The following is a 14,645-nucleotide window of genomic DNA, read 5'->3' as shown; positions in this document are numbered from 1 at the left end:
ATCGGGTTTTTTTATGCCTGCAACCAGCGCATCAGTACATCGACACCAAGGTAAAAGCCTGCCCCTGAATCATTTCAGGGGTTGCCCGTTGCCCTTTCTGGTCGACTACAGCGCCAGAGGCATCTTGGTGCAATGGCTTTCGACGAAACCGCTCCATGAATACCTGTGTGCGTCTCGACAACGGATCGCTGGCATATCTGGCCCGCTGCAAAACCGGTGAATACAAGCGTTCAAACTGGCTGGCGGAAGTCTTGAACACCGTCGAAACACCGTTGTTCAGATTCAACGAAACAGCATAGGTATTACCCAGACAGGAAGAATACGACCAGTAATCCCATGTCGGCCTCAGCCCCTGTTGACGCAATACACTCCTGACCGGTCCACCGATGTCGGTGCCGGTCAGCCAGTCACCGCCCACCAGCGTGACCCGAACATCTTTGGGCGAGCCTCCCAGACGCGTCATCGCATCCTTGACGGTGTGGTTGATCAGCGAGCGAATGTTGTGATCGAAATGAATGACTGCGCCGACCTTTGTCGCCGGGTTGTACATCGAGGCAATCACGCAGGTCTGCGCATTCAGCGAAAACAGATAATTGTCCATAGACCCGGCGACAAACTTCGCCACCACAGCCTCGCCCTGCAACGCACCACGGTTCAGCACTGGCTCGACCCGGCCGGGAAACGCATTGCGCAGATTGTTCACTCGACCAAGATTACGTACCTGATCATTGCCGCCGCGCAGCCCGACCCGGTCATGCGTCCATTTGCCACTCGCGGTCAGACGTACGGGGCGCTGATAAATGGCTTCGGGGCGCCGGGCATCGATCAGGCTGAGTCCCCCGAAATGCGGGTTTTCCCTGACCTGGAAGTACTTGCCTCTGTTGCGGATGTAATAGCTCGGCTGGGGCTGTGCAGCACTGGGCGGACTGCGCCATGTGCCAAAAAAGACACCTTCTTCAGTGACCTGCTGCAAATTATCCGGCTTGTTGCTGACGGCCTGTCTGGCGTGAAAACGCACCTTGCGAACCGCCGGCAGCGCTTCCTTGCGAATCGGAGCCACCGTGCTCAAGCGTTCGGTGAGCAATGAGACCGGCCGCGTCGTGTGCTTCAGATTTCTGACCGTGCGCCCGAGTAACTTGACCGTACTGCCGGCGCCAACCATGGCAAACAGCGCGCCCCACGACGCCTCAAGCCAATGGCCGAGCGCGCCATCGACATCGCCCTCCAGATGCGCCGCGACGGCATCACCGGCACTGACGGCAATGAACACCACGTCCAGCAGCAAGGCGAAGGGCGGAAACACCATGCAAAACGGCGCGGCAGCGAACATCAGTCCCTTGACCACCTGTCTTTCGATCATTTCCGCGCGGCTGGTCGTGATGTCGTGCACATCCGTAACCGTGCGCTCGATGTAAGCGTTGAACTCAACCCGCGCGTCGCTCACTCGCTGCGCTTCGTACAGCGTATCGACGCGCTGATTTTTTACCGCTATTGCATGCAAGGAGAGCGAAACGGTTTTGCGTGCAGCAACCGCCGTGCGCGCCATCAAGTAGTCATGCAGCTCGCCGGCGATGTCGCCAAACAGTGAATGGTACGGGCGCACCGCAAGGCTGTCAGGAGCATCCGGGGTATACAACCACCAAGACGCCTCGGGATCGAAAGCAGTAAAAACATAAACCCCGAGTACGACATGACCACGCACAGTAAATCTGAATACGCCGTCAGTCGTGACCCTGTTGGCGCCCGGCAAATGGCCCCCTGACGTTGGCAATTGACTCAACAGCGAGACCTGGCGGACGAGCGCTGTATACACCGTGTCGCTTAGCCGTGCCTGACTTCGCGCAACCCGCAAGTCACGATCCATTGTCGACAGCAGCACATTGAGCCAGGCAAACCGGCGCGGCTCGTAGTCCGCATGGCGAGCGTCGAGATATTTGCCTCGGATTTCGCTGGCGTACTTCTCACCCAGCCAGGCCCCGCGCAGATACAACGCCAGATCGGCGCTGCGCACCTCGCTCAGATCCTGGCCAACGGATGAGCGCACGCCCTTTTTCGGATTGTCGATACCAGCGTTGTCGTCGTAGCCGTAGATCGCCAGATCGAGCAGGCTGGCTACCGACTGTTTCCTGCGATCGGCGATGCCGGCGTTGTAATCGATCAACACGGTGGCCGGATCAACCGGTTCCAGCACCTGTTTGCTGCGCATATAAGGTGCGATCTCTGCGGCCACCGTGCGTCTGGCAAAATCGACAAAGACTTCGAAACCGCCCAGCAATTCATTGAAGACCTGCTGATGAACAACCAGCTCCTGATTCAGACTACTGAGGCGTCGACGCGCATCCAGGGTCAGCGTTGAGTTCCAGCGCAGTAAGTTGTCCTCTTCGACCTGCTGCAGGTTTTTGGCCAGGCCCATTTTTACAGCCGCTTCGACGCACTGAGCGAACGGCAGGGGCGCACGCCGAATATCACTGCTCATACCCCAACGGCCAGGGTCGGCAGCCACGGCGACAAGATACTCCCGCGCTCGCCGATGGGCAGTGGGAGAAAGCTGCTGCAAAAGATATTCGCGACCGGACTCGCTCTGCGTCCAGCCCCAGACCTCTCCGGTCAATGCCGCCAGCGAAGGCAGGCGCACCCACTCCTGGCCGTCTGGCTTGTTTGGCGCGTACAGCAGCAGATCGCTCACCGCTGGTGCAGGCTCTTGCCGGTAAAACACCAGAAAGTCGGCACACTGCATGCCGTTGGGTAAAGCCAGTGCGGCGACGCGCAAAGATTCGCCCATGGCTTCCCCTGCCCACATCGATTCGAGACGATCATGATCGTCCACCGCCAGATGCCCCGCACAACGCGCAACGAACGCGCTTTGCTTGAGTCGCGCGACAAACCAGTCGATCAAGGCCTTTTGTACGTCTTCGCGCTCATACTGCCCGGCGAGTGTTCGCAGGTACCCGACCGGATAATCCTGGCCGGCCAGCATGTCGGCGATGAATGCCGGCTCCAGCGGCTGATTGCGTCGCGAAGAACCACTGGTGACTTCCAGAACGGCAGCGAAATCCGTACCGATCGGCCCCGCCGCGAGCAACTGGCTCAAACTGCGGTTCTGCGTCGGCTCGCCGACCGCTGAAAGCCACCTCAGGCGGACATCGATCCGGTCCGGCTCCACCTCCATGTCGAGTTTGAGCTGGATATAGTCAATCGCCTGTTGCCGGGCATAGGCGCGCAACGAGCCGTAGCCTTCCAGCAGATCATCGAGCGCTGCCTGGGCCTGCGACGTCTGTTCTTGATAACGGCGCAGCCTGGCACGCTCCGGTTCGTTCAGCACCCGCAGCCAATGCGGCAATTGCGCGTATGACAGCGCTTCGAGCCTCTTCTTTTCCGCACCCGTTGCCAGTGCGGTCAACCGATAGCGGCGAGCGCCTCGCTCCTGAACCTTTTCGATTTGCCTGCGCAATCGATCCGGCGTCAGTCGCACGAGCCGGTCAGTCTGGAACAGCGCGTCGATGTCATCGATATAACGCTGCAATTTGCGCAAAACCAACTGATCGAACGCAGCCTCCTGCCCTTTGGTTTCCCAATGTGTTCGCAGGTAGTTTTTGTATTGATCAAGGAAATGCTCAGAAACGCTCTCCACAGTCTGGATGACCGCTTGACGATGGCCGAGTGGAAATCCCCGGTCAGCAGCACCCGGCCAGCGGTACGGAGCGTCCTGAATCGCCAGGTACATCATCGGCTTGCCGTCGATGATTTTCTGCAGAATCGAATCGAGCAAAGCCAGCACAAAACCCGGATCGATATTGCCGTGCGGGTAATGATTGCGCAGCTCGGTCAACGCGAAAGCTTCCATGGCCTCCAATAAGGTCAGCTGACTGCTCAGGCGCTTGTCGATGAGTACCTGCCAACGCGTGATCCGCAGCAGAATCTCCTGGGCCGTCCCTGTGGGCGCAGCGGCTTCCGGTGGTTTTTCTTCTACAATCCCTTGTTCACTCGCCATATCGTCCAGCCCGCTTGCGTAGAAATGAGCTTTCACTCTATTTGCCGGCAACCGCGCTCCGGGGATACATATGTATATCGCGCCGGCGAATGTGTAACAGCCAAGAGGCGTGTCCACTTTGCCGGCGACCTGGCGTAAACTGCGCGCTTTTGCAGCTTCGGGCTGCCCCACAGATTTTCAAAGGTGCCCGCCATGCCTTGGCTGCAAGTCCGTCTCGCCATCACCCCCGAACAAGCCGAAACCTACGAGGACGCATTCCTCGAAGTCGGCGCCGTGTCGGTGACCTTCATGGACGCCGAAGACCAGCCGATCTTCGAACCGGAACTCAACACCACCCCATTGTGGTCGCACACCCACTTGCTGGCGCTGTTCGAAGGCGGCACCGAACCAGCCCCGGTACTGGCCCATCTGGAACTGCTGACCGGCAGCCCGCTGCCCGAACACCACAGCGAAGTCATCGAAGATCAGGACTGGGAACGCAGCTGGATGGACGGTTTCCAGCCGATGCGTTTCGGCCAGCGCCTGTGGATCGTGCCGAGCTGGCACGCCGCGCCGGAACCTGATGCGGTCAACCTGCTGCTGGATCCGGGCCTGGCGTTCGGCACCGGCACTCACCCGACCACCGCTTTGTGCCTGGAATGGCTCGACGGCCAGGACCTGAAAGACTGTGACGTGCTCGACTTCGGTTGCGGTTCGGGAATTCTGGCGATCGCCGCCCTGTTGCTCGGTGCGAAAGAAGCCGTTGGTACCGACATCGACGTGCAGGCACTGGAAGCCTCGCGCGACAACGCCGGTCGCAACAATATTGCCGACGAACTGTTCCCGCTGTACCTGCCGCAAGACTTGCCGCAGGTTCAAGCTGACGTGCTGGTCGCCAACATTCTTGCCGGTCCGCTGGTTTCGCTGGCGCCGCAACTGTCTGGCCTGGTCAAATCCGGCGGTCGTCTGGCCCTGTCGGGCATCCTTGCTGAACAAGGTGATGAAGTCGCTGCCGCTTATGCACAGGACTTCGATCTCGACCCGATCGCCAATCGCGATGGCTGGGTGCGCATCACCGGCCGTCGGCGCTAATATGTCCGCCTGCATAATCCGGATCGCCGCATGACTGACAGTTTCGTCACCCAGTGCCCGCATTGCCAAACCAGTTTCCGTGTCAGCCATGCTCAATTGAGCGTGGCCCGCGGGGTGGTTCGCTGCGGCTCCTGCCTGCAAGTGTTCAACGCCGCCAAACAGCTGCTGGAACAACACGCTGGCAAGGACGCGGTGACGCCGGTCGCGCCTTCGCTTGCCGAGCCACCGCCGATTGTCGAGTCGACGCCAGCCGTCGAACCCGTAGCCATCGTCGAGCCGCCGGCACCGCGCGCCATCAGCCAAAAGCAGTGGAGCGCCTCGGAGCTGGATCTCGACAGCCTCGATCTGGACCAGGAACTTGCCCGCCTCGAGCAACGGGAAATCCAGCCGACCACCGAATTCGGTCGTCCCCGCGAAGATTCCCTGAGCGCCCGGCGCGACATGCCTGAGCCGGACGAAACCGTCTGGCGCGACAGCCTGTTCAGCGAACATGCCGATGAGCACACGATCGAGCCCGACGACGAGGCAGAAGTCTCGGAGATCGAACCGGCCAAAGCCGCGCGCACTGAGCCTTCGCTGACTTTGGAACCGGTAGATCTCGACGACGAGCCGGCGATCCCGCAACTGCGCCTTCACGACCCGATCGATCCGAACGCCCGTCGTGAACGATTTTCTGCCAGCGACGATATCGATGACGGCGACGAGTTGCCATCGATCGAGCCGCTGCGCAAAAAGCGCGAGCGCGCCGAACCCGGTGTACGTGCTGAAGTTCTGCAAGACCTGACTGACGACCCGCTGCAACTGGACTGGCAGAAACGCCGCTCGCCGTGGGGACGCCGTTTGCTCTGGTTGCTGTTGGTGCTGCTGGCGGCGGGCGGACTGGCTGCCCAATACATCGCCTATCATTTCGACGAACTGGCCCGTCAGGATCAATACCGTCCGTGGTTCCAGCAAATCTGCCCGCAGATCGGCTGCACGGTGCCGTCCAAGGTCGACATCGCCCGGATCAAGAGCAGCAACCTGGTGGTGCGCAGTCATCCGGAGTTCAACGGCGCATTGGTGGTCGACGCGATCATTTATAATCGCGCGACGTTTTCTCAGCCCTTTCCATTACTGGAACTGCGTTTCGCCGACCTCAATGGCCACTTGATCGCCAGTCGTCGCTTCAAACCCGGCGAGTACCTCAGAGGGGACCTCGAAGGTCTGGCGGAAATGCCGCCGCAAACGCCGATCCACATTGCGCTGGATATCCTCGACCCAGGCCCGAAAGCAGTGAATTACAGCCTGAGTTTCCACTCGCCCGAGTGAATCCCTGCGGCGGTTTGCAATTGACGGCGGTTTTCTGACTTTGCCACCCACAACCAAACCTGTGGCGATAACGGAATAACTGTTCAGATTTTGTTCAATTCAGCCTTTATCCAGTCATCGAGAGCGGGTATCATGCCAACCCTTTTTCGAACTCTCATGATCCGGCCCCACCTCAGGGAAGTCCTATGTCGGCGGTACGCATCGGCCCATACACATTGCAGAACGGCTTGATTCTCGCCCCGATGGCGGGCGTCACCGACCAGCCCTTTCGTCAGCTGTGCAAGCGTTTGGGCGCAGGGCTTGTAGTCTCGGAAATGGTCACCAGTGACATGAGCCTGTGGAACACCCGCAAGTCGCGCATGCGCATGATCCACGAAGGCGATCCCGAGCCCCGCTCGGTGCAGATTGCCGGTGGCGACGCGCAGATGCTGGCGGATGCGGCCCGGGCCAACGTCGAATTGGGCGCGCAGATTATTGATATCAACATGGGTTGCCCGGCAAAGAAGGTCTGCAACAAGGCCGCCGGTTCCGCGTTGTTGAAGGACGAAGCACTGGTGACCGAGATCCTGCAGGCCGTTGTGGCTGCGGTTGATGTGCCGGTCACCTTGAAGATCCGCACCGGATGGGATCGCGACAACAAGAACGGCCTGACCGTGGCGAAGATCGCCGAGCAGGCCGGGATCACCGCGCTGGCAGTGCATGGCCGCACTCGCGCCGATCTGTACACCGGTGAAGCCGAGTACGACACGATTGCCGCGATCAAGCAGGCGGTGTCGATGCCGGTGTTTGCCAATGGCGATATCGATTCGCCGGAAAAGGCCCGTTACGTGCTCGACGCGACCGGTGCCGATGGCCTGTTGGTAGGCCGCGCCGCCCAAGGGCGGCCATGGATTTTTCGCGAGATCGAACACTTCCTGCGTACCGGCGAGAAATTGCCGGCACCGGAACTGATCGAAGTGGAACACATTCTGCTGGAGCATCTGGCCGCCCTTCACGCTTTCTATGGGGATGTGATGGGCGTGCGCATTGCGCGCAAGCATGTGGGCTGGTATCTCGCAACCTTGCCGGGCGCCAGGGAGTTTCGCGCCCACTTCAATCGTTTGGATGGTACGGAAACACAATGCGCCAACGTTCGGGAGTTTTTCGCCGAGCGTTACAAGAGCCTGACAGGGGACGAAGAAGGGGTGGCCGCATGACGATGATGACCGAGACTTTAGTGAGTGGAACAGCACCCGTGAGCGACAACGTGAATTTGAAACAGCACCTCAATACCCCGAGCGAAGAAGGCCAGACCCTTCGCGGGAGTGTCGAGAAGGCGCTGCACAATTATTTCGCCCACCTTGAGGGCGCGTCCGTCACGGATGTGTACAACCTGGTGCTCTCCGAAGTCGAGGCTCCCCTGCTCGAAAGCGTGATGAACTACGTCAAGGGCAACCAGACCAAGGCCAGTGAGCTGCTCGGACTTAACCGCGGCACGCTGCGCAAGAAACTCAAGCAGTACGATCTGCTGTAAGCATTCAATCAAACCAGAAAGGCGCCCGCGTAAAAAACGGTCGCCTTTTTTGCTGACTTCCTTTGCTTTTGATGGAAATTGAGATGACCGACCAGACTACCCGCCTGCCGATCCGCCGCGCCTTGATCAGCGTTTCCGACAAGACCGGGATCCTCGAATTCGCCAAGGAGCTTGAAGCTCTGGGCGTCGAGATCCTCTCCACCGGCGGAACGTTCAAGCTGCTGCGCGACAACGGTGTTGCCGCAGTGGAAGTCGCGGATTACACCGGTTTCGCCGAAATGATGGACGGTCGGGTGAAAACCCTGCACCCGAAAATCCACGGCGGCATCCTCGGTCGTCGCGGTATCGACGACGCAATCATGAGCGAGCACGGCATCAAGCCGATCGATCTGGTGGCGGTCAACCTGTATCCGTTCGAAGCCACCATCAACAAGCCAGGCTGCGACCTGCCGACCGCCATCGAGAACATCGACATCGGCGGCCCGACCATGGTCCGTTCGGCAGCGAAAAACCATAAAGACGTAGCGATCGTGGTGAATGCCAGCGACTACGCCAGCGTGCTGGAAGGCCTGAAAGCCGGTGGCCTGACCTACGCGCAGCGTTTTGACCTGATGCTCAAGGCCTTCGAACACACGGCTGCCTACGACGGCATGATCGCCAACTACATGGGCACCGTGAATCAAGCGGCTGAAACCCTGAGCACTGAAGGCCGCAGCGAATTCCCACGCACCTTCAACAGCCAGTTCATCAAGGCCCAGGAAATGCGCTACGGCGAGAACCCGCACCAGAGCGCGGCGTTCTACGTGGAAGCCAAGCCTGCCGAAGTCGGCATCGCTACCGCGACCCAACTGCAAGGCAAAGAACTGTCGTACAACAACGTGGCCGACACCGACGCCGCGCTGGAATGCGTGAAGAGCTTCGTCAAGCCCGCCTGCGTGATCGTCAAGCACGCCAACCCGTGCGGCGTGGCCGTCAGCCCGGACGCTGAAGGCGGCATCCGTCAGGCTTACGAACTGGCTTACGCGACTGACACCGAATCGGCATTCGGCGGCATCATCGCCTTCAACCGTGAACTGGATGCCGAGACCGCCAAAGCGATCGTCGAGCGTCAGTTCGTTGAAGTGATCATCGCCCCGAGCGTCAGCGAAGAGGCTCGCGCCATCGTTGCAGCCAAAGCCAACGTGCGCCTGCTGGCCTGCGGCGAGTGGTCGGCAGACCGCGCAGCCGCGTGGGACTACAAACGCGTCAACGGCGGTCTGCTGGTACAGAGCCGCGACATCGGCATGATCAGCGCCGATGACCTGAAAGTCGTGACCAAACGCGCGCCGACCGAACAGGAAATCCACGACCTGATCTTCGCCTGGAAAGTGGCCAAGTACGTCAAGTCCAATGCCATCGTCTACGCCAAGAACCGTCAGACCATCGGTGTCGGGGCGGGCCAGATGAGCCGCGTAAACTCGGCGCGTATCGCCGCGATCAAGGCTGAGCACGCCGGCCTGCAAGTTGCCGGTTCGGTGATGGCATCGGACGCGTTCTTCCCGTTCCGCGACGGCCTCGACAACGCGGCCAAGGTCGGCATCACTGCGGTGATCCAGCCGGGTGGCTCGATGCGTGATGCTGAAGTGATTGCTGCTGCCGATGAGGCTGGCATCGCGATGGTGTTCACAGGAATGCGCCACTTCCGTCACTGATATACCGGTTCAAATGTGGGAGCGAGCCTGCTCGCGAATGCAATCTGTCTGTCATAGCTGTTTTGACTGACACACCGCTTTCGCGAGCAGGCTCGCTCCCACATAAAGCGCTCCAGCAGCGCCTGACAGATTTTTGAGGTTTTTGAAATGAATGTTTTGATCATTGGCAGCGGTGGCCGTGAACACGCCCTGGCCTGGAAAGTGGCTCAGGATCCGCGCGTGCAGAAAGTTTTCGTCGCACCGGGCAACGCTGGCACCGCCATCGAAGCCAAGTGCGAGAACGTCGCCATCGACGTATTGGCCCTTGAGCAACTGGCCGACTTTGCCGAGAAAAACGTTTCCCTGACCATCGTCGGCCCGGAAGTGCCGCTGGTCGCTGGCGTTGTTGATCTGTTCCGCTCCCGTGGCCTGGACTGCTTCGGTCCGACCGCCGGCGCTGCGCAGCTGGAAGGTTCGAAGGCCTTCACCAAGGACTTCCTGGCTCGCCACAAGATCCCGACCGCCGACTACCAGAACTTCACCGAGATCGAGCCGGCCCTGGCGTATCTGCGTGAAAAAGGCGCACCGATCGTGATCAAGGCCGATGGCCTGGCCGCCGGTAAAGGCGTGATCGTCGCCATGACCCTGGCCGAAGCCGAAGACGCCGTGCGCGACATGCTTGCTGGCAATGCCTTCGGTGATGCCGGTTCGCGCGTGGTGATTGAAGAGTTCCTCGACGGCGAAGAAGCCTCGTTCATCGTCATGGTCGATGGCAAAAACGTCCTGCCGATGGCCACCAGCCAGGACCACAAACGTGTTGGCGACGGCGACAGCGGCCCGAACACTGGCGGCATGGGTGCCTACTCCCCTGCCCCGGTGGTCACTGCCGACGTGCACCAGCGCGTGATGGATCTGGTGATCTGGCCGACCGTGCGTGGCATGGCTGAAGAAGGCAATGTCTACACCGGTTTCCTCTACGCCGGCCTGATGATCGACAAGGCTGGAAATCCAAAGGTTATCGAGTTCAACTGCCGCTTCGGCGACCCGGAAACCCAACCGGTGATGCTGCGTCTGCAATCGAGCCTGGTGCTGTTGGTTGAAGCCGCTCTGGCGCAAGCGCTGGACAAGGTTGAAGCACAGTGGGATCCACGCCCGAGCGTCGGCATCGTGCTGGCCGCTGGCGGCTACCCGGGCGACTACGCCAAGGGTGCGGCGATCAACGGTCTGGACGCAGCGGCCAACCTGGAAGGCAAAGTCTTCCACGCCGGTACCGCGCTGAAGGATGGTCAGGTTGTCACTGCCGGTGGTCGCGTACTCTGCGCCACCGCAATGGGCGCTAGCGTCGGTGAAGCCCAGCAGCAAGCCTACAAGCTGGCCGAGGCCATCGACTGGGAAGGTTGCTTCTACCGCAAGGACATTGGCTACCGCGCCATTGCCCGTGAACGTGGCGAAACCCAGGAATAAGCTGTTCATCAAGTCCGGCGAGGGATACCGTTCCTCGCCGGACTGTTCCGCCGCGGCGCATCGTTATATTCTGGCATCAACCTACGAAGGGATTTCGCCGTGCGCTGGCTCAGGATTGCCATAAGCTTCACCGTCACGTTGCTGACCTTGCTCTGCATGCTCCCGGCCCAGGCCGCGCAAGGCAGTGGCTGGTCGGTATTGCTTGACGATCAGGGCAATCTGCAACTGAGCGATATCCGCTCCGCTCGCTACACCAATCAATTCAGCCCCATCGACCTCGACCGCCTCACTGCGGCCGAGCCCGATGGCGCCCTGTGGTTGCGCTTCAAACTGGCGCCGGGCAAGCACGAACAAGTGCTGCGCATCTTTGCCCCCGACCTGTCACAGCTCAATCTCTACGTACTCGACGGTGACAAGCTGATCGAGCAACGCAACACCGGCACCGACCAGCCACAGGTCGAAAGGCCGTTGCCGAGCAGCGACTTCATGCTGCCGTTGCCCCAGACCGACAAACCGCTCGATGTTTATCTGCGCCTGGTCTCCGATCACCAGTTGCGCCCGCACGTCACCCTGCAATCGGCGGTGATGAGCGCGGCCAACCACAATCAGACGCTGATCTTCGGCTTGCTGTTCGGCTGTCTCGCCATGCTGCTGTTGCACAACCTTGTGCGCTACGCCTACTCCCGCTCGCGCAGCAGCCTGTGGCTGGCGGTCTGCGAGGGCCTGCTGGGCCTCAGTCTGTTGCTGCTGCTCAACCTCGCCGGCCCCTGGCTGCCGAACTGGCACGCGGTGCAGACCCCCGGCGCCTATCTGGCATTGCTGCTGACCGCTCCAGCAGGGTTGATGTTCGCCTATCGCTTCTTCGCGCCGCTAGGCCCGCACCCGCTGAACAAACTGTTGATTGGCGACATCCTGTTTATCGTCACCTGCAGCCTGTTGCTGCTGTTCGTCAACACCCTGCCGCTGAACATCATCACCTATGCCCTGGTGGCCCTGGCCGGCCTGAGCATGTTGTTTGTCGCCTTCTATCACTGGCAGAAGGGTTACCGCCCGGCGCGCCTGTTCGTTGCCGCAATGGTGGTGTTCAACATCGGCACCTTGATCATTCTTCCCGCGTTGCTGGGGCTGACACTGGTCTCGCCGCAGGGTCTGATCATGACCCTGATGGCATTCATCTGTATCAGCGGGCTGCTGATGAGCATCGCCCTCGGCGAGCGTCAGCGCAGCATCACCGAAAGTCGTTTCAGCGTCAGCCGCGACCTCGCCGCGAGCAATGCCGAGATCAACGCCAAAGCCGAGTTCCTTGCCAAGATCAGCCACGAAATCCGCACGCCGATGAACGGCGTGCTGGGCATGACCGAACTGCTGCTGGGCACGCCACTGTCGGTCAAGCAACGCGACTACGTGCAGACCATTCACAGCGCCGGCAACGAATTGCTGACGTTGATCAACGAGATTCTCGACATCTCCAAGCTCGAGTCCGGGCAGATCGAACTGGACGATGTGCAGTTCGACCTCAATGCCTTGATCGACGACTGTCTGAGTATCTATCGAGCCAAGGCCGAACAGCAGAATGTCGAACTGATCAGCTTTATCCAGCCGCAAGTACCGCGGGTGATCAGCGGCGACCCGACCCGCCTGCGCCAGACTCTGCTGAGCCTGCTGGAAAACGCCCTGAAGAAAACCGATGAAGGTGAAGTGCTGATCGTCGTCGCCCTCGACGAGCGCAGCAACAAACCGCGTCTGCGCATCGCCGTGCAGGACAGCGGTGAACCGATGGAGCAGGAAGAACGCGACGCACTGATGCACGCCGAACTGCACAGCAAGCACTTCCTTTCGGCCAATCGTCTGGGTGGCAACCTGGGGCTGGTGATCGCGCGACAACTGATCCGCTTGATGCATGGCGAGTTCGGCATCAAGAGCGGCGCCAATCAGGGCAGCACGTTATGGCTGACTTTGCCGCTGGACCCCGACCGCCTCGAACACCCGACCTCCGATCTCGACAGTCCGCTGCAGGGCGCGCGGGTCCTGGTGGTCGACGACAACGACACCTGCCGCAAAGTGCTGGTCCAGCAATGCAGTGCGTGGGGGCTGAATGTCAGCGCCGTACCTTCAGGCAAGGAAGCGTTGGCTCTCCTGCGGACCAAGGCGCACCTGCGTGATTACTTTGATGTGGTGTTGCTCGATCAGAACATGCCCGGCATGACCGGCATGCAGCTCGCGGCCAAGATCAAGGAAGACCCGAGTCTGAACCACGACATCCTGCTGATCATGCTCACCGGCATCAGCAATGCACCGAGCAAGATCATCGCGCGCAACTCGGGGATCAAACGCATCCTCGCCAAACCGGTGGCCGGCTACACCCTCAAGACCACCCTGGCCGACGAGCTCAACCAGCGCAACAAAGGTCAGGTGGTGTTCCAGCCGCAAGTGGTCACCCCGGCCACGGCGGCGAAAGTGCCGAGCGATTTCCGCATCCTCGTCGCCGAAGACAACACGATTTCGACCAAAGTGATTCGCGGCATGCTCGGCAAGCTCAACCTGCAACCGGACACCGCCGCCAACGGCGAAGAAGCCCTGCAAGCGATGAAAGCCCAGCGTTACGATCTGGTGCTGATGGACTGCGAAATGCCGATCCTCGATGGCTTCTCGGCGACCCAGCAATTGCGCGCCTGGGAAGTCAGCAATCAACGCATTCGCACGCCGATCGTGGCGTTGACGGCGCATATTCTCGCCGAACACAAGGAGCGCGCGCGTCAGGCCGGGATGGATGGGCACATGTCCAAGCCGGTCGAGTTGTCACAATTGCGCGAGCTGATCGAGCACTGGGTAGCCGAGCGTGATCAGCAGAACCGTGCCACGACGCCCACCTCCTGAGCCGACAGACCCCGTAGCGCCTGATAGACTCCCCCACGAATTCCCTCGCCAGTGAGCTTGCACCATGCTCCATGTGTTGTTCAGCGTTTACCTGAAGATGCTGGTGCTCTACAGCCCGTTCTTCGTGCTGTCGTGCTTTATCAGCCTGACCCGCGGTTATTCGCGCAAGGAACAACGGCGGCTGGCCTGGAAAGTCGCCGTGGCCACGCTGGTCTCCAGCGTTTTACTGTATTTGTTCGGGCGGGTGATTTTCGATGTGTTCGGCATCACCGTGGATGCGTTTCGCATCGGCGCCGGCAGTGTGCTGTTCATTTCGGCACTGGGGATGGCGCAGGGCAAACCGGCGGTACAGGCCGACAATGTGCAGCAGGACGTCACCATCGTGCCGCTGACCATCCCGCTGACGGTCGGCCCGGGCACCATCGGTGCCTTGCTGGTAATGGGCGTCAGCCAGCCGCACTGGGACGACAAACTCACCGCGATCATGAGTATTGCCCTGGCCAGTTTCACCGTCGGCGTGGTGCTGTATCTGTCGAATCGTATCGAGCGGATTCTGGGCGATCAGGGCTTGCAGATCGTCAGTCGTTTGATGGGATTGTTTGTTTGCGCCTTGGCGGCGCAGATCATTTTTACAGGGGTCAAAGGCTATTTGGTGCCCTGAACAAGCGCATCGAATACGTCCGTACACTTCTTGCAAAGGGCCGTGAATTTACTCTTCACGGCCCTTTTACTTTCTACATCGGTCGTTGAC

Annotated in this window: 9 protein-coding genes; 8 read left to right on the top strand and 1 reads right to left on the bottom strand. The window is 60.2% G+C overall.

The genetic code is table 11. The features are described from left to right. Positions 1 to 31: 31 nt before the first annotated feature. Positions 32 to 3,991, bottom strand: a complete 3,960-nt coding sequence (locus tag BMY54_RS05430) for a type III effector 1 (protein ID WP_093430246.1) — start codon at positions 3,989 to 3,991, stop codon at positions 32 to 34. A gap of 192 nt (positions 3,992 to 4,183) precedes the next feature. Between BMY54_RS05430 and prmA the strand changes: the two genes are divergently transcribed. The 8 genes from prmA (at position 4,184) to BMY54_RS05390 (ending at position 14,555) form a co-directional block, all read left to right on the top strand. Further along, entirely contained in the window at positions 4,184 to 5,062 is an 879-nt protein-coding gene (prmA, locus tag BMY54_RS05425; protein ID WP_093430245.1) for a 50S ribosomal protein L11 methyltransferase, read from the top strand. A 30-nt stretch (positions 5,063 to 5,092) separates the two neighbouring features. Continuing rightward, entirely contained in the window at positions 5,093 to 6,370 is a 1,278-nt protein-coding gene (locus BMY54_RS05420; RefSeq protein WP_093430244.1) for a DUF3426 domain-containing protein, read from the top strand. A 185-nt stretch (positions 6,371 to 6,555) separates the two neighbouring features. Then, on the top strand, positions 6,556 to 7,566 hold the full coding sequence (gene dusB, locus BMY54_RS05415) for a tRNA dihydrouridine synthase DusB (RefSeq protein ID WP_093430243.1): 1,011 nt from the start codon (positions 6,556 to 6,558) through the stop codon (positions 7,564 to 7,566). Next, positions 7,563 to 7,883 carry a DNA-binding transcriptional regulator Fis gene (gene fis / locus BMY54_RS05410; RefSeq protein WP_003221275.1) on the top strand — a complete coding sequence of 107 codons (321 nt, stop codon included), beginning with the start codon at positions 7,563 to 7,565 and terminating at the stop codon, positions 7,881 to 7,883. The genes dusB and fis overlap by 4 nt, the downstream gene beginning before the upstream one ends. 83 nt (positions 7,884 to 7,966) lie before the next feature. Then, positions 7,967 to 9,574 (top strand): bifunctional phosphoribosylaminoimidazolecarboxamide formyltransferase/IMP cyclohydrolase, encoded by a 1,608-nt coding sequence (gene purH / locus BMY54_RS05405; protein WP_007914589.1) that lies wholly within the window; start codon positions 7,967 to 7,969, stop codon positions 9,572 to 9,574. A gap of 147 nt (positions 9,575 to 9,721) precedes the next feature. Continuing rightward, positions 9,722 to 11,017, top strand: coding sequence for a phosphoribosylamine--glycine ligase (gene purD, locus BMY54_RS05400; RefSeq protein WP_093430242.1), 1,296 nt, complete (start codon positions 9,722 to 9,724; stop codon positions 11,015 to 11,017). Between the two features lie 99 nt (positions 11,018 to 11,116). Continuing rightward, positions 11,117 to 13,894 carry a hybrid sensor histidine kinase/response regulator gene (locus tag BMY54_RS05395; RefSeq protein ID WP_093430241.1) on the top strand — a complete coding sequence of 926 codons (2,778 nt, stop codon included), beginning with the start codon at positions 11,117 to 11,119 and terminating at the stop codon, positions 13,892 to 13,894. A gap of 64 nt (positions 13,895 to 13,958) precedes the next feature. Continuing rightward, positions 13,959 to 14,555: a MarC family protein gene (locus tag BMY54_RS05390; protein WP_025111770.1), complete on the top strand. Its 597-nt coding sequence runs from the start codon at positions 13,959 to 13,961 to the stop codon at positions 14,553 to 14,555. Positions 14,556 to 14,645 lie beyond the last annotated feature (90 nt).

This window comes from Pseudomonas sp. ok266, assembly GCF_900110195.1.
Classification (GTDB): Bacteria; Pseudomonadota; Gammaproteobacteria; order Pseudomonadales; family Pseudomonadaceae; genus Aquipseudomonas; species Aquipseudomonas neuropathica.
Note: the sequence above shows the minus strand (reverse complement) of the source record. Positions and strands in the feature narration are given on the sequence as shown.

Bases quoted from the DNA above. Each gene is read 5' to 3' on its own strand.
- BMY54_RS05420 (WP_093430244.1), top strand. From the start codon at position 5,093: ATGACTGACAGTTTCGTCACCCAGTGCCCGCATTGCCAAACCAGTTTC.
- BMY54_RS05390 (WP_025111770.1), top strand. From the start codon at position 13,959: ATGCTCCATGTGTTGTTCAGCGTTTACCTGAAGATGCTGGTGCTCTAC.
- purH (WP_007914589.1), top strand. From the start codon at position 7,967: ATGACCGACCAGACTACCCGCCTGCCGATCCGCCGCGCCTTGATCAGC.
- purD (WP_093430242.1), top strand. From the start codon at position 9,722: ATGAATGTTTTGATCATTGGCAGCGGTGGCCGTGAACACGCCCTGGCC.
- fis (WP_003221275.1), top strand. From the start codon at position 7,563: ATGACGATGATGACCGAGACTTTAGTGAGTGGAACAGCACCCGTGAGC.
- dusB (WP_093430243.1), top strand. From the start codon at position 6,556: ATGTCGGCGGTACGCATCGGCCCATACACATTGCAGAACGGCTTGATT.
- prmA (WP_093430245.1), top strand. From the start codon at position 4,184: ATGCCTTGGCTGCAAGTCCGTCTCGCCATCACCCCCGAACAAGCCGAA.
- BMY54_RS05430 (WP_093430246.1), bottom strand. From the start codon at position 3,991: ATGGCGAGTGAACAAGGGATTGTAGAAGAAAAACCACCGGAAGCCGCT.